Source organism: Streptomyces capitiformicae (assembly GCF_002214185.1).
GTDB classification, from domain to species: Bacteria; Actinomycetota; Actinomycetes; order Streptomycetales; family Streptomycetaceae; genus Streptomyces; species Streptomyces capitiformicae.
Window position 1 is genome coordinate 1670905 of record NZ_CP022161.1, and the last position, 23164, is coordinate 1694068.

A 23164-nucleotide genomic window follows, 5' to 3' on the forward strand; every position below is an offset into this window, starting at 1 on the left:
ACTGCACCAAGCCACTGACAATCCAGTCTGACCTGCGGAAATAGGCTGGCGCAAGCCAATTGTCAGTGGTGGGATCTACCTTCAGAACATGACTCAGCAGGGGGTGCGCTGGACGGCTGAGCAGGTGCTGGCACTGGCGCCTGACGCAGCGTCGCGCAAAGCCGGAAGCAAACTCGCCGTGGCCGGACCGTGGTCGCAGGCGGGCACTTCGGACGAGGGGACGGTGTGGGGACTGTGCAAGGGAAGTGGAAGCAAGCCGTATCAAACGATCGTGGACGTCGCGGACTCCGCAGGGCCCGCGTACAAGTGCAGTTGTCCGAGCCGCAAGTTCCCGTGCAAGCACGCGTTGGGGCTGCTGCTGCTCTGGGCGGGCGACGACGGTGCGGTGCCGCCTGGGCAGGCACCGGACTGGGCGGAGCAGTGGTTGTCCGGCCGCCGCGCGCGTGCGGCGGAGAGGACGACGAGGACGGGCGCGGCATCTGGGGCCGCGTCCGCTGACCCCGAGGCGGCGCGCCGCCGTGCCGAGCGGCGCGCCGAGCGGATCACCGCGGGCGCGACGGAGCTCGAGCAGCGCCTGACCGACCTGCTCCGCGGCGGCCTCGCCGCCGCGGAGCAGGCGGGCTACGGGCTGTGGGAGGAGACGGCGGCCCGCATGGTCGACGCGCAGGCTCCCGGACTCGCAGCGCGGGTACGGGAGTTGGGGGCCGTACCGGGATCGGGCCCGGGCTGGCCGGTCCGTCTGCTGGAGGAATGCGCCCTCCTCCACCTTCTCGACCAGGGCTGGTTGCGCCGCGAGCAACTCCCGGACGGCCTCGCGGCGACGGTCCGCTCCCGAGTCGGCCTGTCCGGCTCACCGGACGGACCGCCGGTCCGCGACCGCTGGCTCGCCCTCGCCCAGTACGACACATCGGACTCCCACCTCACCACCCGCCGCATCTGGCTCCACGGCGCCGAGTCCGGCCGTACGGCCCTGCTCCTCTCTTACGGGGCCGCCGGCCGCGCACCCGAGCTATCACTCCCGGTGGGCCTGGCGTTCGAGGCGGAGGTGTCGGCGTACCCGGGCGCGGGGCAGCTGCGGGCGGCCCTGGGCGAGCGGTTCACGGCACCCGAGCCCGCCGCCATACGGCCGCCGGGGGTGACGCCGGCCGCGGCGGCGGCCCGCTACGGCGAGGCCCTGCGGGACGACCCCTGGCTGGACTCGTATCCGGTCACGCTCGCCCGCGTCATACCGGTCCCGGACGGCGAGTCCTGGCAACTGGCCGACGCGGACAGCGACCTGGCCCTCGCCATCAATCCGTCCGCGCGCTCCCGCCCGGGCCTGTGGCGCCTCGCCGCCCTCTCCGGCGGCGCCCCCGTCACGGTCTTCGGCGAATGCGACCACCGGGGCTTCAGCCCGCTGACGGCATGGGCGGAGAGAACCGACGGGGCGTCCGGGCAGGCGGTGGCGCTGTGCTGAGCGGAGGCGCAGCGCCACACCCGACTCACCCGGCCCGCCCAACACCGGTAACTCACCGCCCTGTTCACCGCCGTCCCCTTGCCCTATGGAAGGAACCCTCATGACCAGCACCTCTTCGGCCGCTTCCTCGGGGCTCTCCTGGGAGGAACTCGTCACGACGGCGTTGCTCGGCACGGATCGTCGTACGCCTCCGGGGTCGGGGTCCGGCCGGGAGGCGCCCGTGGCTCTGTTGGACGCGGCGGCGGTGGAGACGGTGCGGCGCCGGGCGGGGATACGTCCCGTGCGGGCGGCGGTGCGGCCGGAGCCTGCGCCGGCGGACGGGCGCCCTCCGCTGCCGCCCGCCGCGACACGCAGACTGGCGACGCTGCTGGCCGACCGGCCCGGCGCGGGTGGCGGTCGCCGGGGTACGGCGCCCGACCTGATGGAGCTGCTGCCGCAGTGGCTGGCGCTGGCGAACGCGTACGGTTACGCGGCGCCGCCGGAGGCGCTGCCCGCGTTGCTCGACGCGGCGCGCGGCCGTACCGATCTACGGCCGGCCGCATTGGCCTTCGCGGGTGTGCGGGCATTGTGGCTGGCCCGGTTGAACCCGGACTGGCGTTTCGCGCTGCGTGCCGCGCCGGGCGGCGGTGCGGCGCTGCCCGGCCCGGGCGAGCCGGAACGGGTCCGGCGTCTCTGGCAGGAGGGCCTGTTCGCGGAGCGGGTGGCGCTGCTCACCGCGCTGCGGGCCCACGATCCCGGCACCGCACGTGAGTTGCTGGCATCCACATGGCCGACGGAACGGGCCGAGGACCGGCTCATGTTCCTCGACGCCCTCCGGGCGGGGCTGGCGGCGGAGGACGAGCCGTTCCTGGAGGGCGCGTTGGCGGACCGCAGCCGGAATGTGCGGGCCACGGCCGCGGAGTTGCTGTCCGCGCTGCCCTCCTCGGCGCTCGCGGGTCGGATGGCGCGGCGGGCGACCGCGTGTGTGGCCGTCGACCACACGCGCGGCACGCCCACACTCGTGGTCGAGGCCCCGCATGAGTGTGATCCGGGCATGGAACGCGACGGTGTGCAACCCAAGGCTCCCGCCGGGCGGGGAGAACGGTCGTGGTGGCTGGGCCAGTTGGTGGAGGCGGCGCCGCTCGGGGCGTGGTCGCGGCGGTTCGGAGGGCGCACTCCGGAGGAGATCGTGGCGTTGCCGGTCGCGGACGACTGGCAGGGGGAGTTGCATGGGGCGTGGTGCAGGGCGGCGGTGCGGCAGCGTGATGCCGGGTGGTCGCGGGCGCTGCTGGGGGCGCCGTCCACGCCCGAGGCCGGCGGGCCCGGAGCCGTGTCTCTGGCCGAGCGGGCCAAGCTGCTGGCGACGATCGATGCCGGGGAGCGGGCCGAGTGGGTGGCGGGGTTCATCGGCACGCATGGGTTGTCGGAGGCGTTTCAGCTGCTGGGGGTGTGTGCGGTGCCGTGGGCTCCGCCGCTGGGGCGGGCCGTTGTGGACGCGCTCGATATCGCGCGGGACGCGGGGAGTTATCCCTGGAGCTTCAGTGGGGTGATGGGGTTGGCCGAGCGGTGCCTGGACCCGGTGGAGGCGGTTCGGCTCGATCCTCTCGCTGCTGCGGCGGAGGAGCCGGAGAATGCGGCGCCGGGGGCGGGTGGGTACTGGGCTGAGGCGTTTCAGCGGCTTACGAGCACGTTGCGGTTGCGGGCCGCCATGCAGGCAGAGCTGGCGCCGCTGTGACACCCCGCACGTACAAACGCACCGCAAGCGCTGGGCTCAGGTCTCGGCCGGCTGTCGCACGTTCGTTCGAACCCAGTCCACGATGGACGCGGTCGTGGCCCCCGGGGTGAAGATCTCGGCGACGCCCTTCTCCTTGAGGGGTGGGATGTCGGCCTCGGGGATGATGCCGCCACCGAAGACGAGGATGTCCTCGGCGTCACGGTCCTTGAGGAGTGCGATGACGGCCGCGAAGAGCGTGTTGTGGGCGCCGGAGAGGATGGAGAGCCCGATCGCGTCGGCGTCCTCCTGGATCGCCGTGTCGACGATCTGCTCCGGCGTCTGGTGGAGGCCGGTGTAGATGACCTCCATTCCGGCGTCACGCAGCGCCCGCGCGATCACCTTGGCCCCGCGATCGTGGCCGTCGAGCCCCGGCTTGGCCACCACCACACGGATCGGACCGGCTGCCACACCCATCACTGCCTCCATGAAACGACTGCACCGAACAGCTACCCGCACCACACACCGGCGAAGTGAACGAACGTTATCTCCAGCATCCCGCACCCGGCAGTTTCGCGGTGGTGAGCGAGGGGGAAATCACACGGTGGGACACGTTCGCCGCGCACCGTTCCCGTTTCTGCGGCTCACGCGTCGCGGGGACGAGGCGATCGCGGCATCCGCGCCGATCGCCTCGACCGCCGTGGCGCGCGTGCCAGGAGGCAGGAGCGTCGCGCACGAGGAGAGCCGTTGCAGGGGCCGTACACCCCACCGTCCGCGGGAGATCGCGGTGGCGGGACTCATCGGCGCAGGCAGACATCGACAGACAGCAGAGGGCAACAACAGCGGGGGGAGTCAGGGAGGACCCCGTACGTCACACGCATCGCAAGCACCGCCCGCCCTCCGCCACCCGTCGTCCGCCGCCCGCGACCTCGGCTCTCCATGAGGGCGCACGGGGGACAGAGCCGCCCCCCGTGTGCCGACGGGAGGTCGGGCATGAAGGTCACCGGGGCGATAGCCCCTTTTGTTCCGCTCTGTGAGCGGTTCCTGCCCGCCAGGCTGGTGGGGCTCTCGATGGACCTCGTCAAGGCGACCGCCCTGGAGCTGGCGATCCTCGCCGGGCATCTGCTGCTCTACCCGTCCGGGATCGTCTCCGAGCGCCGGACCACGCCCACGCTCCCTCCGCCCGACGCACCCCGGCTCCCGACCGAGGACAGGCCGCCGGTCGTCCTGCTGCACGGTTTCATCGACAACCGCTCCGTGTTCGTCCTGCTGCGCCGCTCCCTCGCCCAGCACGGCCACCGGCATATCGAGTCCCTCAACTACTCGCCCCTCACCTGCGACATCCGCACCGCCGCCGACCTGCTCGGCCGGCACATCGAGGACATCTGCGAGCGCACGGGGCAGGAACAGGTGGATATCGTCGGGCACAGCCTCGGCGGACTGATAGCGCGGTACTACGTGCAGCGACTCGGCGGCGACCACCGCGTCCGTACGCTCGTCACGCTCGGCACCCCGCACGGCGGCACCCAGGCCATACCGCTCGCGAACGCCCACCCGATCGTCCGGCAGATGCGCCCGGGTTCGGAGGTGCTGGAGGAGTTGCGCGCACCGGCGCCGGGGTGCCGTACGCACTTCGTGGCGTTCTGGAGCGACTTCGACCATGTGATGGCTCCGGTGGAGACCGCCTCCATCGACCACCCGGACCTGATGGTGCAGAACGTCCAGGTCACCGGCATCGGCCACCTCGCTCTGCCCGTGCACCCCGCCGTCGCCACCGGAATCCGCGAGGCACTCGACACGGCCCGCACGGGAGCCCGCACGGCCACCCGCCCCGGCGGCCTGACCGTGGCGTAGACGCACGGACCGACGGGGGTGCAAAACGGCTGATCGCGACATAAACCCGACACACCCCCACGCGCCCCCGCCACACGCCCGGCCCGCGACACCCACCCGACAGCAACCACGCGCCCCACCACCGGCACGCCGTCACGCCGAGGACGGTCCCGACCCCCACAACTCGGCCGCCCCACAACCCCCACACGGCCGCCCGCTATCGAACAACCTTCGAACACAAAGCCAAAGTCGTGCCTGCAGTCCCCCGAAAGACGCTCGAATGCCCGTTTCCTGCGGCCGCGAAACCCGTTGAAGATTGTCGCGCCCGCGTACCGCCGGGTACAGTCACCGCACTGCTCTGCCAGCCCCTGTCGTCGAGGCGAAAGAGAAGTTGGTGAACGATCGTCACCCGTCGGGGACCGCAACATCCCCGGCTCCGGCTTCCGATGCCGACGCGGCGCATTACGCGTCGTACGGCCACCAGGGAGCCACTCTCGGCGACTTCACCACGTACGGCGACTACGCCGCCACGGGTTTTGAGTCCGGTTTCGACTCCGGCACCAGCGCGCACGCGACCGCCACGTTCGCGACCGACCCACTCTTCGGTGACATGCCGGGCAACGACGCCGGTACCGGCTCCTACGACGCCTCGCAGTGGTCGACGGGCAGCCACCAGACGCTGAACTACGACCCGTACGCCGCGCAGCACCAGGCCGCGCTCGACACGGGCAGCTACGACACGACGTGCTGGTCGGCCGGTTACGAGCACCTCGCCCAGGTCCCGGCGCAGTCCACGGGCCCCGATTCCAGCGGCCAGTGGGACGCGAGCGGCTGGCTGCGGGCGGAACAGCTCGACCAGGCGGACCAGTTGGGCGCCGACCAGACCCAGCAGTGGGTCGGCATCCAGCACTTCGCGACAGGCGTGTTCGACGCCACGCAGTGGAACAGCGACGGCGCCCAGTCCGCCACCGACGACCACGGCGACGGCAGCACCACCTCCGAGTCGTACGAGCACGGCGGCAGCGCCCCCGAATCGTACGACGCCCACGAGCGTCCCTCGGCCGAGGCCGTGGACTTCGCCCAGCAGGCGACCGCCGCGTTCGAGCAGATCACCTCGTACGACCAGGACCAACCCCTCCCCGCGGACGGCGAGTTCGAGACCGAGGGTCTCGACGACGACGGCGCGGACCGCGCCGCACTGCTCGACGGCGAGGAGGAGGTCGCCCCGGCGCCCAACGCCAGGAGCGCGAGCCCCGGGCGGGCGGCCACCCGCGCGGCCTCGCGTTCGAGGCGGCGCGCTCCGGCCAAACGTTCCGCCCTGCTGACCGTGGCCGTTCCGTCGGCCTGTGTCATGGGGGTCGCCGGGATCGCGGCGGCCTCCGTCGGCATCGGCGGCGACGACACGGAGACGACGGCGGCCACCAAGTCGGACGCCACCCCGGTGCAGCCGTCCACGGCCAACAACCAGCTCGACACCCAGCTCGAGAGTCTCTCCGCCGAGGCGGACGACTTCGCCGACCGGGCGAGCCGCACCCAGGAGCGCATCGACCTCAAGGCCCAGCAGGAGCTGGAGCAGAAGAAGGCGGCGGCCGAGGCGGCCCGCAAGGAGCGGCTGCGCCCGAAGTTCGCGCTGCCGGTCTCGCAGCAGGGGCTCAGCGCGTACTACGGGCAGTCCGGCATCAACTGGATGTCCCTGCACACCGGCATCGACTTCCCCGTCGCGTACGGCACCCCGGTGATGGCCGCGACGGACGGCACCGTACGGACGCAGTGGAACGCCGCCTACGGCAACATGGTCATCGTGACCGCCAAGGACGGCACCGAGACCTGGTACTGCCACCTCTCCACGTACAAGGTCGCCTCCGGTACGACCGTCAAGGCCGGCGATGTCATCGCGTACTCCGGCAACTCGGGCAACTCGACCGGCCCGCATCTGCACTTCGAGGTGCACCCCGCCGGTGGCTCCGCCATAGACCCGCTGTCGTGGCTGCGCAGCCATGGGTTGGACCCGACGTAACCCGAAACAACCCGGCACAACCCGACATAACAGACACGAAGACGAGTTGGGCCCCTGCTCCGCAGCAGGGGCCCAACTCGTCTCTAGAGCTTCTCCACCGGCGCGTACCGCAGCAGCAGCCGCTTCGGCTTCGCGTCGCCGAAGTCGATCGTCGCCTCCGCGTTCCCGCCCGTGCCCTTGACGGCGACGACCGTACCGAGACCGAACTGGTCATGGGTGACACGGTCGCCCACGGCCACGGAGACCACCGGCTTCTCGTTGGTGCGGCGGGTCGCGAAGCCGGACGCGCCCGAGGCCGAGGAACGGGAGCGGGACGACGACAGCGAGGACGCGATTCCGGCGGCCGGACCCGAGGACACCGGTGCGGAGGCTCCCGTCCGCTTCCACTCCAGATGGGTGGCCGGGATCTCCTCCAGGAACCGGGACGGCGGGTTGTACGAGGGCTGGCCCCAGGCGCTGCGCATCGAGGATCGGGTGAGGTAGAGCCGTTCACGCGCGCGGGTGATGCCCACATACGCGAGGCGACGCTCCTCCTCCAGCTCCTTGGTCTGGCCGAGGGCACGCATGTGCGGGAAGACGCCGTCCTCCATGCCGGTCAGGAAGACGACCGGGAACTCCAGACCCTTGGCAGTGTGGAGGGTCATGAGCGTGATGACGCCCGAGCCGTCCTCCTCCTCGTCGGGGATCTGGTCGGAGTCAGCGACCAGGGCGACCCGCTCCAGGAAGTCGGAGAGCGAGCCCGAGGCCTCGCCCTCGCCCGTCTCCTGCTCGAACTCCAGGGCGACGGCCGCGAGTTCCTGGAGGTTCTCGATGCGGGTCTCGTCCTGCGGGTCGGTGGAGGCCTGCAACTCGGCGAGGTAGCCGGTGCGTTCGAGAACCGCTTCCAGGACCGTCGCAGGACCGGCACCGGACTCGACGATGGTCCGGAGCTCCTCCATCAGCACGTTGAACCGCTTGACGGCGTTCGTCGAGCGGGCCGCCATGCCGTATGCCTCGTCGACGCGCTTCAGCGCCTGCGGGAAGCTGATCTTCTCCCGCTGGGAGAGGGCGTCGATCATCGCCTCGGCACGCTCCCCGATGCCGCGCTTCGGCACATTGAGGATGCGTCGCAGCGGAACCGAGTCCTCCGGGTTGGCCAGGACGCGCAGATACGCGAGAACGTCCCGGACCTCCTTGCGCTCGTAGAAGCGGACGCCACCGACGACCTTGTAGGGCAGGCCGACGCGGATGAAGACCTCTTCGAAGACACGGGACTGGGCGTTCGTACGGTAGAAGACGGCGACGTCGCCCGCCTTCGCCTCGCCCGCGTCCGTCAGCCGGTCTATCTCGTCGGCGACGAACTGGGCCTCGTCGTGCTCGGTGTCGGCGACATAGCCGGTGATCTGCGCACCCGCGCCCGCGTTGGTCCACAGGTTCTTGGGGCGGCGGGACTCGTTGCGCTCGATGACCGCGTTGGCCGCGGAGAGAATCGTCTGCGTGGAGCGGTAGTTCTGCTCCAGCAGGATCGTCGTCGCGTCCGGGTAGTCCTCCTCGAACTGGAGGATGTTGCGGATCGTCGCACCGCGGAAGGCGTAGATCGACTGGTCGGCGTCACCCACGACGCAGAGCTCGGCGGGCGGTACGTCGTACTCGCTGGGCGGTACGTCCACGGGATGCTCGGAGGTGCCGACCAACTCTCTGACCAGGGCGTACTGGGCGTGGTTGGTGTCCTGGTACTCGTCGACGAGGACGTGGCGGAAGCGACGGCGGTAGTGCTCGGCGACGTCCGGGAAGGCGCGCAGCAGGTTGACCGTCGTCATGATCAGGTCGTCGAAGTCGAGCGCGTTGGCCTCACGGAGGCGGGACTGGTAGAGCGCGTAGGCCTGGGCGAGGGTCTTCTCGAAGCCGTCGGATGCCTGGGCGGCGAAGTCCTCCTCGTCGATCAGCTCGTTCTTGAGGTTCGAGATCTTGGCGCTGAAGGACTTGGGCGGGAAGCGCTTGGGGTCGAGGTCCAGGTCACGGCAGACGAGAGCCATGAGGCGCTTGCTGTCAGCGGCGTCGTAGATCGAGAAGGACGACGTGAAGCCGAGCTTCTTGCTCTCGCGGCGCAGGATGCGGACGCAGGCGCTGTGGAACGTCATCACCCACATCGCGTTGGCGCGCGGGCCGACGAGCTGCTCGACGCGCTCCTTCATCTCGCCCGCGGCCTTGTTGGTGAAGGTGATCGCGAGGATCTGGCCCGGGTGCACGTTCCGCTCGCCGAGCAGATGGGCGATGCGGTGGGTGAGCACACGGGTCTTGCCGGAGCCGGCGCCGGCCACGATGAGCAGCGGGGAGCCGGCGTGCACGACGGCCGCGCGCTGGTTCTCGTTCAGCCCGTCCAGGAGCGCCGCCGGGTCGATGGCGGGGCGGGGCGCGCCGTCGCGGTAGTAGGCGTCCCGGTCCGGCGGCACGTCGAACTTCCCGCCGAACAGATCGTCCGGAACCGGCTCCGGAGCGTGATCGTCCTCGGGCGGTGGCGGGTGCTCCTCCTCGTGGCCGCGGGGGGCCTGGAGGTCCGCCAGGAAGCTGTCGTCAAAGAGGCTGCTCATCGCTCTCCGAGTCTAGGCGCCCCCACTGACAGCGAGGGGCCGCCCCGGGAAGTCGATGCACATCACCCACCGCACCCACCTCACAACGGTAAGCGATCGATCGTAGCGCTTATCGCGTCCGAGAGGCTAAGGTCACGAAAACGTATCGGGCATATCGAACATCAACCTTCACAAGGGCCACATGTGTTGGCTAGCGTTTCGCCGGGCCGTACGACCCAACCGGCGAACGTCGCCGGGCCGCACGGCCTCCGCCGAGTCCGGTACGCCTCTCCTGGCTGCCGGAGCCGGGGACCCACCGACCTCTGGGGTGAATCGACCCGACTGCCATGCGCGGCAAGGGTCGTAGGGCAAACCTTCCGAAGCACGCGCCCGAACCCGACAGCTAACTCGGTAGGCGGATTACGGAAGGAGACGCCGAACCATGGCGCCGCACCGCAAGCCGCGTCCGGCCCGAACACGCGCGGGCATACGCACCCCGGCCCTCGCCACGGCCGCCCTCACCTCAGTGGCCCTGCTCTCCCAGTCGGCCAACGCCGCCCCCTCGGCCGACGACAAGCCGAGCCTGGAGGAGGTCGAGAAGAAGGTAGACGACCTCTACCGTCAGGCGGAGTCGGCGACCGAGAACTACAACTCGGTCAAGGAGAAGACGACCAAGCAGAAGAAGAAGGTCGATGCCCTCCTCGACGATGTCGCCGAGCGCACGGAGAAGCTCAACCAGGCGCGGGAGCAACTGGGTTCGTTCGCGGCCGCCCAGTACCGCACGGGGGCGGCCTCCCCCGACGCGGCGTCGCTGCTCCTGGCGGACAACCCGCAGGACTACTTCGACCAGAACCAGCTGATGGACCGGCTGACGGACCGCCAGAAGGGCGCCGTCGACGACTACATCACGCAGCAGGCCGAAGCGACCGAGCAGCGCCAGAAGGCGACCGAGAGCCTTGAGCAGCTCACCGAGTCGCAGAACACCCTCAAGTCCAGCAAGGCCAAGGTCCAGGCGAAGCTCGCCGAGGCCCGTGAACTGCTGTCGCAGCTGACCGCCGAGGAGAAGGCCCGGCTCGCCGCGATCGAGCAGCGCAAGCAGGAGGAGGCCGACCGCAAGGCGGAGGAGCTGGCGCGTCAGCAGGCGGCGGCCCAGGCGGCCCAGTCTTCCCAGCAGACTCAGGAGGCCCAGCAGGAGACCTCCACCGCCACGGCCCCCGAGACGAACACGTCCACGACCACGACGGTCGAGGACTCGACGTACGCTTCGAAGGCCGCCAAGGCCCTCACCTTCGCCCGCGAGCAGATCGGCAAGCCGTACGTCTGGGGCGCCACCGGCCCCGGCTCCTACGACTGCTCCGGCCTCACCCAGGCCGCCTGGAAGGCCGCCGGCGTCGACCTCCCCCGCACGACCTACGACCAGGTCAACGCGGGCACCACCGTCTCCCTCGCGAACGCGAAGCCCGGCGATCTCATCTTCTTCTACGACAACATCGGCCATGTCGGCCTCTACATCGGCAACGGCATGATGATCCACGCGCCGAAGCCGGGAACGTATGTGCGGGAGGAGTCGGTGTTCTACGACGGGGAGTCGTCGATCCACAGCGTGGTGCGGCCGGCGTAGGTCCGAAAAAGACCTCAGGGCCTCACGTCCAGAGCACCGCGATGAAGATGTTCGCGGTCGTCAGCAGGCCGACCAGGCCGAAGAGCGGCTTCTCCACCGCCTCCTCGTCCCGCTTCACGTACACCAGCCCCAGGATCACGACCAGCAGGGCCAGCTTCACGCCGATCTTGATGTTGTTGACGGGCTGGCCGTCGGCCTGGTTGAGGCCGACGAGGACGGCGCCGGTGACCAGCATGGTGAGGGCGCCGTGGAGCATCGCGGGGACGAAGCGGGCGGTGCCCTGGCCCATCGCCTTCATCTGCGTGAGGAAACCGCCGAGGAGGGCGGCGATGCCGATGATGTGGAGGGCGACGAAGAGGTGGATGAGTACGTCCATGGGCGGAGCCTAATGAGAGGACCGGGTTCCGCCGGGCACCGGGGCAGGCTGCGCAGCGTAAGCAGCACCTCCGATCACGCCCCGACGATCTTGCATATATGCGCTCCATAGCACCACTTCACCCCCGTCCGGCTCGAAATCACCGCATCGGTCATCGCAGAGCGTGAAGTCGGCGACGCCAGGGCTGGATCACGGTCACATACGGTCATGTCACGGTCGGTGCACGCCACTTCCGCACAAAGCGTTACCAGGTGGACACAGCCAGGCTTAGCGTCCTCCACCAGGTGGCCGGCTCCCCACCGCCGCCCGGGCCAGGGGCGGCAGTCGGACACCACCGCCGAGAAGGTCCGGCGGTGTCCCGCTCCCCCCTGTGCGGGCCGCCGCCGGACGCGTAACCGTTCCCCCAGGCGGTCCGTGCGCACCGACGTACGGACGGCGGTCGTACGAGAGGACATGGAGTCCACGTGGCAGCGCACCGCAAGCCCAGACAGCGCTCGCTCGGCGGCCATACGTTCCGCACCGCCGCGACCTTCGCCCTCGCGAGCGCGGCGACGGCGACCGGGTTCGACGGCATCGGGCACGCCGATCCACAGCTCACGCCGGACCAGGTCAAGGCCAAGGTGAACAAGCTGTACGAGGAGGCCGAGGTCTCCACCGAGAAGTACAACGGCGCGAAGGAGAAGGCCGACAAGGCGCAGGAGAACCTGGAGGAGCTCCGCGACCAGGCGGCCCGCCGCACCGACAGGCTCAACTCGGCTCGGGACGAGCTGGGTTCGCTGGCGGCGGCGCAGTACCGGAACGGGGGCATGGATCCCTCGTGGCAACTGGCGCTCTCCGGCGATCCGGACCAGTACCTGGACCGCGCGGCCCTCGCCGAGCGGGTCGGCGGCAGACAGGCGGCGGACGTGGCGAGCGTACGGCAGCAGTTGCAGGAGATCGAACGGCTGCGCGGTGCCGCCCGCGTCGAACTGGGCACGTTCAAGACCCGGCAGACGGAGCTGAAGCGCCACAAGAAGTCCGTCACCACGAAGCTGACCGAGGCGCGACAACTGCTCGACCGGCTCACCACCGGGGACCGGGCCCGGCTCGACACCGCGGGCGGCGGCACGGGCCACGCCTCGCGCTCCTCCGCCTCGTCCCAGCGCGGCCTCACCGGACCGGTCTCGCCCGCCTCCGCCACCGCCGACGCCCCCAACTCCCGTGCCGCCGCCGCCATCTCCTACGCCTACTCCAAGCTCGGCAGCCCCTACGTCTGGGGCGCCACCGGCCCCAACGCCTTCGACTGCTCGGGGCTGACCCAGGCCGCGTACCGCTCCGCCGGTGTCTCGCTCCCCCGCACGACCTACTCCCAGATCAACGCCGGCCGCCGCGTCGCCCGCTCCGAACTCCGCCCCGGCGACCTGGTCTTCTTCTATTCCGGCATCAGCCACGTGGGCATCTACGTCGGCAACGGCCAGATGATCCACGCCCCGAACCCCTCCGCTCCGGTCCGCGTGGCCCCCCTGGACGAGATGCCCTTCGCCGGGGCCACGCGGGTGGCTTGAGCCCGAGTTCCCGGCCGGGCCCAGGGCCTGTCGTCACATTCCCGTCTGCCCCGCGACGCCATGCACGCTCCCCCAGCAGCCGCTGCCGCGGCGGGCGCGAGGCCGCCCGCCGGGCGACGACGGGAATGTGACGACGCGAATGTGACGACGGGAATGTGACGACAGGCCCTAGCGGAAGTACGTTCCGGCCGCCGGTGTCGACAGCAGAACGATGACGAGGAGCGAGCCCAGCGTCGCCAGTGAAAAGCGCACCAGCACCAACGGCCGTAGCCAGAACGGGAACCGGGCGCTCGCCGCGGCGATCACGGCCCGTCCGTCCAGGTCCCGTACGGCAGCGTCGTCGGACTTGCTGAACGTGGCCTCGGTGTAGCGCGCGGCGAACACCTGTCCGGCGGTCACCAGTCCGACCCCGACCAGCACGACCGGTTCGAGGATCCACGACAGCACCCGACCGGCCCCGATCCCCGCGAGGTTGAGCGACCCCAGCACCGTCAGCGTCGCGGCGATACCGAGCGCCAGCGCGAACTCCCGCACCTCCTCCTTGAACCTGATCCCGTGCCGAGCGAGAACCTCGGGCGGCCGCCCCTGCCGCACGACCTCCGCTTCGGCCGCCCGCTGAGCCGCACCTCCGGTCTTCCATACGGCGACGGGGATGACGAGAAACGTCACCGCGAGCAGGAGTTGCAGTGTGGCCGCGATGAGAACGGCGATCGGCATGATGAACCTCCGACGGGTGTCGGGGAGTGGTCGGGGTGAGGGGGCCCGTCACGCGACGGCGAGCGTCAGCAGCGCGAGGGCGGAGGCTCCGAACACCACCGCGTGGCGCACGTTCTGCAGGGTCCAGACCCAGGCGGGGAAGGCGACCTCGGCCGCCTTGAGCAGCGCCTCGACGTCGACACGCGCCAGCATCGGGTCGCCCTTGCGCGCGAAGGCGGACCGCACGGACTGCTCTGCGGTCAACTGGCTGTAGAGGATCACGCAGTTGCCGAGGAGGACGAGCGACTGGAAGACCCAGGTCAGGGTCCCCGCCCAGGAGCTGTCCGCCAGGTTGAGCCCGGCCAGGGCCGTCATGATCACGGCAACGGAGACGGGAGCCGCCGTCTCATGGCCCCCGGCATCGAACCTCATCCCGTTCTCGGCCAGCGCCGTCCTTCGGACCCCTTGCCGTTCCAGCTCCGCCTCGGCGCCCGCCATCGCGGCGGCTCCGTAGCAGTGGCGCACCACCGGGATGCTCACGAAGGCCGCGGCGACGAGCAGTTGCAGTACGGCGATGAGGACGTTCACGGTCGACTCCCTTGACTGTCTGGGCCTGTCTGGGCCTGTCAGGTGTTGCACTTAGTTCAAGTGAGGGCCACAGCACTTCCTGAACTAAGTGCAATTCGAAGGTAGGGCAGAACCTGAACTAAGTGCAAGCGTGCGGCCGAGGTAAGTTGAACTAAGTACAGTCCAAGCTCCTGAACTTTGTACAAGTCCCTCTCGCGTGCCCTATCGTGACGCCATGCCACGCGACACGCTGACCCGGGAACAGATCATCCGGACCGCCATCGAACTGCTCGACGAGGAGGGTCTGGAGGGCCTGAACATGCGCAGCCTGGGCAAGCGGCTCGGCACCGCCGCCACAGCCGTCTACTGGCACGTCAAGAACAAGGACGATCTGGTCCTGCTCGTCGGCGACACGGTATGGGACGAGATCCCCCTGCCCGACGTCACCACGGTCGGCTGGCACACCGCGGCCACCACCCTGGCCACCGACCTGTACACGATGCTCACCCGCCACCCGTGGCTCGTCCAGGCCTTCGGTTCCTACCTCTTCTACGGCCCCGGCAAGTCCCGCTACGACGACCACAGCCTCGCCGTCTACGAAGCGGGCGGCTTCACCGGCCCCGAGGCGGACCGCGCTGCCGCCGCCGTCCTCACCTTCGTACTCGGCAGCGCGTTGGGCGCCTCCGCCACGGCCTCGCTCACCCGCCGCCTGCACCGCGACGGCGGCGACCCCGAAGAGCTGATGCGGCACACCATGGCCAAGGCAGCCGAGGTCGCCATGGCCTTCCCCCGTCTCCGCACCCGCCTGGACTCCCTCGCCGCCACCGAGTACAACGCCACCCCCGAGCAGACCTTCGAACTCGGCCTCCGGGCCCTCCTCAACGGCCTGGCGGAGCAGCGAACGGCTGCGAACTGAGCGCTGCCCTGGGCCGGGCCCGGCCCAGGGCCAGCCGGGCGCCATCACGCCGAGGGCGAGGCCGTCGCCCCCAGGTCACACCCGTATGACGCTCACACCAGCCGTCGTGCCGTCGCCCACCTCGTCAGCTCATGCCGGTTGGACAACTGCAACTTCCGCAGTACGGCGGAGACATGGGACTCCACCGTCTTCACCGAGATGAAGAGCTGCTTGGCGATCTCCTTGTACGCGTAGCCACGGGCGATGAGACGCAGCACCTCACGCTCGCGCTGGGTGAGACGGTCGAGGTCCTCGTCCACAGGCGGGGCGTCGGTCGAGGCGAAGGCGTCGAGGACGAAGCCGGCCAGTCGCGGGGAGAAGACCGCGTCGCCGTCCTGGACCCGGAAGATGGAGTCGACCAGGTCCGACCCGGTGATCGTCTTGGTGACATAGCCCCGCGCACCGCCCCGGATCACTCCGATGACGTCCTCCGCCGCGTCCGAGACGGACAGTGCGAGGAACCGAACAGGCTGCTCGGAGTCCGCCATCAACGCCGAGCAGCGGCGCAGCACTTCGACACCACCGCCACCGGGCAGATGGACATCGAGGAGCACCACCTCGGGCCGTGTGCTCGTGATCACCGAAACCGCCTGGTCGACATCGGGTGCCTCCCCGACGACCTCCACGCCCGTACGGTCCGTCTGCCCGATCTCGGCCTGCACTCCCGTACGGAACATACGGTGATCGTCAACCAGCACGACCCGAACATGCCGACCGAGCCCGGAGGCGCCGGGCCCGGAGCCCCCAGTGCCCGCCGGCTCGCCGGACGCGGACGCGTCGGGCACCTCGGACGAAGCCGCATCGGTCGCGCCGGAATCGCCCAACACACCGGACGCTGCGGCCGCGTTGGGCTCGCCCTCGGCGGGTCCGGTCCCCGGCGCGGCTCCCGGCCGAGGTCCCTGCCCGGGTCCAGGCTCGGCCGGTCCTCCCTGGCCCTCGGTCGGCCCCGTGCCCGAACCGCCCTGTACGGCAAGGTCGTTCGCCCGGTTCGCGTCGCTCATGACGTCGTCTCCGCCCTCTCCATCTCCAACTCGACCTCCGTGCCGCCGTCCGGTACGGCGCGGAGCCGTGCCGTACCGCCATTGCGCTCCATGCGGCCGATGATCGATTCTCTGACGCCCATGCGGTCGGCGGGTATCGCATCGAGGTCGAAGCCGGGGCCTCGGTCACGGACGGACACGAAGACCGTCCTGCCCTCGACTTCGGCGAAAACCTGTACTGCGCCGCCCTCGCCACCGTACTTGGCGGCGTTCACCATCGCCTCACGCGCGGCCTGCATCTGCGCGGTCAGCCCTTCGTCGAGAGGACAGTCACCGACGACGACCACCTCTATCGGGACGCCGTGCTTGTCCTCGACCTCCGCCGCGTTGCGCCGCACGGCCTCGGCGAGGGTGTCGGGCTCGTCCTCCTCGTCCTTGCCGGTGCCCTCGGGTTTGTACAGCCAGGTGCGCAGGTCGCGCTCCTGGGCGCGGGCGAGGCGGCGGACCTCGTTCGGGTTGTCGGCGTTGCGTTGTATCAGCGTCAGCGTGTGCAGCACCGAGTCGTGAACGTGGGCCGCGACCTCCGCGCGCTCCTGGGCGCGGATGCGCATCAGGCGCTCCTCGGACAGGTCCTGGGTCATACGGACGAGGTACGGGCCCGCCAGGAGCGTTATACCGACGAGGACCGCGAGCGCCGCCTGCAGCACCGAGCCGAGGTGGGCGGCGGAGCCCTGCAGTACGAAGATCCCGGAGACGCCCGCGGTGACCAGCAGGACTCCGCCCACCGAGCGGAGCAGGGTGATCGTGCGCCGACGGCGGCCGACCTCGGCCCAGCGGGCCCGCCGGGCGTTGTCCGCCTGCCGCCAGACCAGGGCCACGCCGGCCGCGACGAGCACAGTGGGCCAGAGATACGCTCTGGCGCCGTCGCCGAGATTCACATTGCCGACGAAGACCATGGCCACGACGACCATGAGGAGAAGGGCGACGATCTGGCCCCGGTCCGGTTTGCGGGCCACCAGTCTGCGGCGGCCGTCGGGCAAGGTCTCGGCGGCGATGGCCGGGGGCCGCTGGTTGTCGACCCCGCCCACGCCGAGCGGCACGAAGAACCAGAACGCCGCGTAGACCAGGGCGCCCAGGCCGTCCGCCATGAACAGGCCGGCGAAGACGAGCCGCACCCAGGTCACGGGCAGGCCGAGATGTCCGGCGAGCCCTCGCGCCACGCCTCCGAGCCAGCGACCGTCGCTGCTGCGGTAGAGCTTGCGCGGGGGCCGCGGAGTGTCGACTGGCAGTGCTGCGGCTTCCGGCATGCCATCGATGTTCACACGCACGGCGGATCGAGGCATCAGGGTCGACCCCCGAGACGCCCCTGATCTTCGGCCGGGTCATGATCGAACGCATCCCCGGGCCGATATCAGGGTTCGACCAGGGTCATCCCGACTGCCATCGGAACGGCTCGGCGGTCACGATGGACGCATGACGGATCACCAGCACGCGGCATCGGAGCCGGGCCCCAGCTCGGGTCCCGACCGGCGGCCGACCAACAAGCCGCAGGACGCCGTGCCCCCACCGGGCACGGCGAAGAAGCCGCGCGCACACGAAGGCGCGGGCGCACACACGCATGCGAGCACGGGCACGGGCACGGGCACGGGCACGGGCACGCGGGCAGGTGCGCACATGGGCGCGCCCACACACAAGGGTGGCGCCGACGGTTCGGCCGACAGGCCTGAGCAGGCCGACCCGCACGATTCCGCCGACATGACAGGCCGAGGCAACGCCCACGGCACGGGCGATATGACGAACCAACCCGCCCCCGCCGGTTCCAGCGGCGCCGCAGAGGACGCCTCTCCCGGTGATCCGGCCGACGCCCCCGTTCCGCGCAAGTTCCGCCGTGACCGGCGGTACAAGATGCTGGGCGGTGTCTGTGCCGGGCTCGGGCGGCAGTGCGACATGGATCCGGTGATCTTCCGGATCGTGCTCGTGGTGCTCTCCGCGACCGGCGGCCTCGGCCTCATCTTCTATGGCTTCGCCTGGCTGCTCGTGCCGTACGACGACGAGGAGGAGAACGAGGTACGCAAGCTGCTGACGGGCCGGGTCGACGGCCATGCCCTGACCGCCGTGCTCTTCGCGCTCGTCGGCTGCGGCGTGTTCCTCACCATGCTGGGCAACAACACGGCCCTGACCTTCTCCGTGGTCGTCTCCCTGCTCCTGGCCGGCGCGGGGTACTGGTCGCAGCAGCGCGGCGCCCCCGACCCGGACCCTCTCGCCGCACAGGCCGTCGCCGACGCCCCGCCGGAGGCCCAGGCGCCACCCGTGGCCGCCTCCTATCCCTCCTGGTGGCGCGACCCGATAGTCAAGGACGGCACGCACGTGGGCGGCACGGGCTATCTGTGGGGCCCGTGGGAGGCACGCGACCGGGACATCGCCGCGGCGGTCAATATCGCCCGGGGCATGCCCACCCAACAGGGCATACGCACCGCACGCGGGCCCAAGCCGCGCACACCGCGCTGGATAGGCGGCTGGGTCTTCCTGCTCGCGTTGCTGGCCGGCGGCCTCGGCACGGGAGCGACATGGGAGGACCGCGCGCTGGCCGCCAGCCTGCAGACCGGTCTGGCCTGCGCGCTGGTCGTGTTCGGCCTGGGCATAGCCGTGAGCGCGTTCCTGGGCCGTACGGGAGCAGGGTCGATCTTCCTGGCCGTGGTCACGGCGGGACTCCTGGCGTGCACTGCGGCGCTCCCGACGAACATCACCACGGACTGGGTCCGTACGGAGTGGACACCGCGGAACGCCGCGGGTGTGGCCGACCAGTACGCGCTGGGCACGGGCGTGGGCACCCTGGACCTGACGAAGGTGAACGTGGCGAAGGGGCAGACGCTGGCCACGAGTGTGGACGTGGGCGCGGGCAAGGTGAAGGTGGTGGTTCCGCCGGACGTCACCGTGCGGCTCGACATCGAAGTGGGCCTCGGTGACATCCAGTTGCCGGGTGACGACAAGGAGGACGTGGACGTGGCACCGGACACGAGCGATCAGCTGACGCTGTCTCCGGCGAAGGGAGCGGACAGCGGTGGCACGATCACCATCGACCTCGAGGTCGGTCTGGGGCAGGCGGAGGTGGCCCGTGCTGCGGCATGAGTTCAAGCCGGGCAAGTTCGTCGCCGGCTGCTTCCTCATCCTCGCCGGTGTCGTCTATCTCGGCGACGCGGGCGATGCGTGGGAGACACCGTGGTTCATAGTGATACCGCTCGTCGTCTCCGGACTGTGCCTCGCGGGCGCCGTGGCCTTCCTGAACCACGCGATACGGGGCCGCCGGGCGTCGGGGCGGCCGGGCGGCCGGGTGGGACCTGCCGGACCTATGGGACCGATGGGGCCGGTGGGACCGATGGGTCCTGCGGGGCCGATGGGACCGGCAGGCCCGACAGGACACGCAGGACCACTGGGACCGACAGGGCGTATGGACCCGGCAGGACAGGCGGGACGAATACCGGGGAATACCCAGGCGCCGGACTCGGGCGGGCGGGGCTGACCTGGCACAGGTCCTCCCCCCGACCAGAGCCAACAACCGCACGCGCCGCCCGGCCGGGGATGGCCCAGGCAGGTCAGGTCGGGCCAGGTCGGTCGGCCACGCCAAGGCGCAGGCCGTAGGGGGCGGTGGGCGTCACCGGTAGCCAGCCGCTCGGTGCCTGCTGCTGCCGCGTCGGGATCGGATGGCGGCGTCCACGGAGAGCACCGGGGCTCCGGCAAGGATCAGGGGGAGCCAGGCCATGAGGTAGGGGAGGTCGTTGCCGTAGTAGTACGGGCTCGCGGACCAGCTGACCGTCAGCCAGAGGCTGAGGGAGATGAGGGCACCGCCGACGGCGGCGAGGCGGGTGAGGAGACCAAGGAGGGTACCGATGCCGACGGCGAGTTCACCGATGGCGATGGCGTAGCCGAAGCCGACGGGGTTCTTGAGCGCCATGTCGATCATGGCCGGGATGGCGGAGGCGTCGCGGGCGGCGCTCATCATGTCGCCGATCGAGCCGGAGCCGGAGTCCGCCATGAACGCGCTGTCGGTGAGTTTGTCCAAGCCGGCGTAGATGAAGGTGATGCCGAGGAAGACACGCAGGGGCAGCAGGGCGTAGCGGGTGGCTGTGTCCCGCCAGTCGCGGCCGCCGTCGAGATAGTGAGGGTAGGAGTCCGTGCGAGTGCCGTGAGTCATCAGTCTGCGCCGCCTCTTGTCCGCCGTGCCGTTGACCCCTCAACAGAACGGTACGTTCGGAGGGGTGGGGGTGCTCAATGGTGCGACCGACTTTTTCCGGGTCTGGGTGGCTCGTCCCCGGGCTCATCTCCTTCTCGCACCGGACCCCGCCAGGGGCGCTGCGCTCCCTGGCCCCCCACCGACCCCTCAGTCCGCCGAGACCTCGATCACGTAGCGGTTGGTTTCTACGCCGGCTGCGGTGATGACCTGGACCTCGGTTTGGCCGGGTTCTACGTCGGCGGGGACGGGGACGGTGAGGACGGTGTCGGTGGGGTTGTCGAAGCCGCCGGTCACGGGGACAAGGGGGACGTGGACGTGGACGGGGCCGATGCGGACGACCATGCGGGAGAGGCGGTCGGCGGTCTGGGCGCCCGGGGGGACGAAGCCGGCGCCGCGGATCTCGATGTCGTCGCCGTTGCGGATGGGGGCGTCGAGGTCGCCGGCCTCGCGGGCGCGGACGACGGAGAGGATGACGGGGCGGCCGCCCTCGGCGTACTTGCCGGCGACGTAGGTGGCGGCCGAGACGAGGACGAGGAGGGCCAAACCCCACGGGAGGTCGGGGAGTTGGTCGGGGCGGCGGGCCAGGCGTACCGCCGCGAAGGCGAGGGCGACGGTGCAGATGACGACGTACTGGACGTCGGTGAAGCTGCCTCGGCCCGAGTCGTCGGTGAGGAGGTCGGCGGCGCGGGGGCGGTGGGCGCGGACCTTTTGGAGGCGTTGGGAGAGGACGCGGAGGCCGACGACGCGGCGGACGAGTACCGCGATTCCGCAGACGACGGCGAGGACGGTCACGATGCCGGCGCCGCGGGCGAGTTCGAGGCCGGCGATGAGGGCGTCGCGTTCTCGGTGGTCGGAGGCGGCGGCCAGGCGGCCGACCAGGACGAGGATCGCGAAGACCACGAACAGCACCCAACTGACGGCGACCGCACGGGAGGTGGAGAGACGGTTGTCCTCACCGATGACGGGGGCGAGGGCGCCGCCGCGTGCCCGGTGCAGATAGCCGGCGCCGGTCAGTGCCACGGCCACCAGCAGAGCGGCGATGAGGCCGGCCGTGCGGGCGGTCGTCCAGCCCGCGCCGATCGCGGTGAGGGACTGGACGAGGAGCAGGGTCACGACGGCGGCCCAGACGACGACGGCCGTGCGCAGCCACAGTCGGCCGAGCCAGGCCTCGCCCTCGACCCGGCTGCGTTCGGCGACGAGGGCGGCGGACTGGGTGAGTTCGTCGGAGACCCACTGCCGGGAGGCGGACGCCGAGTGCGCGACGGCCGCGGGCAGCCCCAGCCCGGACGCGAACTCCTCCCGCTTCAGCAGGAACTCGGCGACGGCGCGCCGATGTCCCGTGCGCGCCCCGTGCGGGCAGTCCCCGCACGTGCACCCGCCGGCATGGGCACTCGCGCCCATGCCGCCTCTCGCCTCCTGCACCGCCACGCCCGAGCCCGCCTTCCCGCACCGCGTCCGCATCTGCGTCCGCTTCCTCGACATTCGCCGTCACCGCCACCGAGACCGACACCGACGTCGTCACCGACACCGCCACCGCCGCCGTCATCGGCGTCCTCACCGCCATCGCCGGGCGTCGTATGTCCGTCCGCTCACTACCACAGCCGTGCGGCCGCACGGCTGCCCCGCGATGACAGCGAATTGTGCCGTACGGAACACGGCCCGCGCCCGGCAGGGACACTGAGGGCAAGGAGAGCGCGGGGTGAAGTACGGGTCCTTGTGTTGACCCGGCTGCGAGAATCTTCGTATGGCCGAGATCATCCAGCAGGACGGGACCTGGGCCTTCGACGGCAGCACGGTCCGGATCACACCTGGCCTGCACCGTTCCGTGGCGCTGTTCCGGCAGACGTACGGGGAGATCGCGGTGCCCCTGGAAGCGGTGTCCGGGGTCGTCTACGAGCCCGAACGCAAGCGCGGACGGCTCCGCTTACGGCTCCGCGAGGGCAGCGATCCGCTGCTCCGGGCCACCGGCGGGCGGCTGCCGGACGCGGCCGACCCGTACCGGCTGACGGTCGACCTCGAGCGCTCGGGGATCGCCGAGTACGTGGCCGAGGAGATACGGCAGGCCATGCTCCTCGAACAGACCCCGAAGGAGCCCGCCACCACCTACCTCCTGCCCGGGCCACCCGTGCCGGTGTCCGTCCGGTCGAGCGACGGCACGGTCTCCTTCGACGGTACGCGGGTCAGGATCGACTGGAACGACACCTCCGACCGGGTCAAGCGCGCGACCGGCCCGCGGATCATCGACATCGGCGACCTCGTCCAGGTGGAGTGGCTGCCCAACTCCGGTTACGAGGACGGCTTCCTGCGGTTCGTGACACGCGAGACGGCGTTCTCCAAACTCCCGCCGGAGAAGGACCCGTTCGCCCTGGACCTGTGGGGCAGCACCCGCCGCGACCTGCTCACGGCCCTGGTCGCCACGGCGGTCACGGCCCGGCTCCCCCATCCGTCCACACATGCGGCCGACCACGCGGCTCGCCCTCGGCCCACCGAAGCCGCCGCCCCGCCCCAGTCCGCCGACCCACACGACGTGCTCCTCCGCCGCCTGCGCGAGTTGGGCGAACTGAACCGCGACGGAGTACTGACGGACGAGGAGTTCGCGGTGACAAAGGCAGCGGTTCTACGCAACTTCTGAGTCCGGGCAAGACTCCT

The 23164-nt window shown here is 70.6% G+C and carries 18 protein-coding genes and 1 riboswitch; of the genes, 9 read left to right on the forward strand and 9 right to left on the reverse strand.

Annotated elements, in window-relative coordinates; all coding sequences use genetic code 11:
• The first annotated feature begins 88 nt into the window (after positions 1-88).
• Together CES90_RS07480 and CES90_RS07485 are read left to right on the forward strand one after the other, a co-directional pair.
• On the forward strand, positions 89-1456 hold the full coding sequence (locus CES90_RS07480) for an SWIM zinc finger family protein (RefSeq protein ID WP_189782282.1): 1368 nt from the start codon (positions 89-91) through the stop codon (positions 1454-1456).
• 100 nt (positions 1457-1556) lie between these two features.
• Positions 1557-3170 (forward strand): DUF5691 domain-containing protein, encoded by a 1614-nt coding sequence (locus tag CES90_RS07485; RefSeq protein WP_189782281.1) that lies wholly within the window; start codon positions 1557-1559, stop codon positions 3168-3170.
• Between the two features lie 36 nt (positions 3171-3206).
• On the opposite strand, the gene CES90_RS07490 is transcribed toward CES90_RS07485, so the two are convergent.
• On the reverse strand, positions 3207-3623 hold the full coding sequence (locus CES90_RS07490) for a cobalamin B12-binding domain-containing protein (RefSeq protein ID WP_189782280.1): 417 nt from the start codon (positions 3621-3623) through the stop codon (positions 3207-3209).
• Between the two features lie 516 nt (positions 3624-4139).
• On the opposite strand from CES90_RS07490, the gene CES90_RS07495 reads away from it, so the two are divergent.
• Positions 4140-5000, forward strand: a complete 861-nt coding sequence (locus tag CES90_RS07495) for an esterase/lipase family protein (RefSeq protein ID WP_189782279.1) — start codon at positions 4140-4142, stop codon at positions 4998-5000.
• Between the two features lie 373 nt (positions 5001-5373).
• A complete protein-coding gene (locus CES90_RS07500) occupies positions 5374-6996 on the forward strand; it encodes a M23 family metallopeptidase (protein ID WP_229913728.1) in 1623 nt (540 codons plus the stop codon).
• A gap of 83 nt (positions 6997-7079) precedes the next feature.
• Here CES90_RS07500 and pcrA read toward each other — a convergent pair whose 3' ends face one another.
• A complete protein-coding gene (gene pcrA / locus CES90_RS07505) occupies positions 7080-9566 on the reverse strand; it encodes a DNA helicase PcrA (protein WP_189782277.1) in 2487 nt (828 codons plus the stop codon).
• Between the two features lie 239 nt (positions 9567-9805).
• Positions 9806-9978: riboswitch (cyclic di-AMP (ydaO/yuaA leader) on the forward strand.
• 9 nt (positions 9979-9987) lie between these two features.
• Here pcrA and CES90_RS07510 point away from each other — a divergent pair.
• A complete protein-coding gene (locus CES90_RS07510; RefSeq protein WP_189782276.1) occupies positions 9988-11166 on the forward strand; it encodes a C40 family peptidase in 1179 nt (392 codons plus the stop codon).
• 22 nt (positions 11167-11188) lie between these two features.
• Here the strand turns inward: CES90_RS07510 and CES90_RS07515 are convergent, their stop codons facing one another.
• Positions 11189-11542 carry a hypothetical protein gene (locus CES90_RS07515; protein WP_189782275.1) on the reverse strand — a complete coding sequence of 118 codons (354 nt, stop codon included), beginning with the start codon at positions 11540-11542 and terminating at the stop codon, positions 11189-11191.
• Positions 11543-12006: 464 nt separating this feature from the next.
• On the opposite strand from CES90_RS07515, the gene CES90_RS07520 reads away from it, so the two are divergent.
• Positions 12007-13086 (forward strand): C40 family peptidase, encoded by a 1080-nt coding sequence (locus tag CES90_RS07520; RefSeq protein ID WP_189782274.1) that lies wholly within the window; start codon positions 12007-12009, stop codon positions 13084-13086.
• Positions 13087-13254: 168 nt separating this feature from the next.
• On the opposite strand, the gene CES90_RS07525 is transcribed toward CES90_RS07520, so the two are convergent.
• Both CES90_RS07525 and CES90_RS07530 read right to left on the reverse strand, forming a co-directional pair.
• Positions 13255-13803, reverse strand: coding sequence for a hypothetical protein (locus tag CES90_RS07525; RefSeq protein WP_189782273.1), 549 nt, complete (start codon positions 13801-13803; stop codon positions 13255-13257).
• 48 nt (positions 13804-13851) lie between these two features.
• A complete protein-coding gene (locus CES90_RS07530; protein WP_189782272.1) occupies positions 13852-14370 on the reverse strand; it encodes a hypothetical protein in 519 nt (172 codons plus the stop codon).
• Between the two features lie 214 nt (positions 14371-14584).
• Between CES90_RS07530 and CES90_RS07535 the strand changes: the two genes are divergently transcribed.
• Positions 14585-15265 (forward strand): TetR/AcrR family transcriptional regulator C-terminal domain-containing protein, encoded by a 681-nt coding sequence (locus CES90_RS07535; RefSeq protein WP_189782271.1) that lies wholly within the window; start codon positions 14585-14587, stop codon positions 15263-15265.
• Between the two features lie 92 nt (positions 15266-15357).
• Here CES90_RS07535 and CES90_RS07540 read toward each other — a convergent pair whose 3' ends face one another.
• Both CES90_RS07540 and CES90_RS07545 read right to left on the reverse strand, forming a co-directional pair.
• Positions 15358-16089, reverse strand: coding sequence for a LuxR C-terminal-related transcriptional regulator (locus tag CES90_RS07540; RefSeq protein WP_373313311.1), 732 nt, complete (start codon positions 16087-16089; stop codon positions 15358-15360).
• Between the two features lie 212 nt (positions 16090-16301).
• Positions 16302-17591 (reverse strand): ATP-binding protein, encoded by a 1290-nt coding sequence (locus CES90_RS07545; protein WP_229913727.1) that lies wholly within the window; start codon positions 17589-17591, stop codon positions 16302-16304.
• A gap of 166 nt (positions 17592-17757) precedes the next feature.
• Between CES90_RS07545 and CES90_RS07550 the strand changes: the two genes are divergently transcribed.
• Positions 17758-19413 (forward strand): PspC domain-containing protein, encoded by a 1656-nt coding sequence (locus tag CES90_RS07550; protein ID WP_189782269.1) that lies wholly within the window; start codon positions 17758-17760, stop codon positions 19411-19413.
• Between the two features lie 523 nt (positions 19414-19936).
• Here the strand turns inward: CES90_RS07550 and CES90_RS07555 are convergent.
• A complete protein-coding gene (locus CES90_RS07555; RefSeq protein ID WP_189782268.1) occupies positions 19937-20476 on the reverse strand; it encodes a DoxX family membrane protein in 540 nt (179 codons plus the stop codon).
• 186 nt (positions 20477-20662) lie between these two features.
• Positions 20663-21943, reverse strand: a complete 1281-nt coding sequence (locus CES90_RS07560) for a hypothetical protein (RefSeq protein ID WP_189782421.1) — start codon at positions 21941-21943, stop codon at positions 20663-20665.
• Positions 21944-22259: 316 nt separating this feature from the next.
• Between CES90_RS07560 and CES90_RS07565 the strand changes: the two genes are divergently transcribed.
• Positions 22260-23147, forward strand: coding sequence for a DUF4429 domain-containing protein (locus tag CES90_RS07565; protein WP_189782267.1), 888 nt, complete (start codon positions 22260-22262; stop codon positions 23145-23147).
• Positions 23148-23164: the final 17 nt, after the last annotated feature.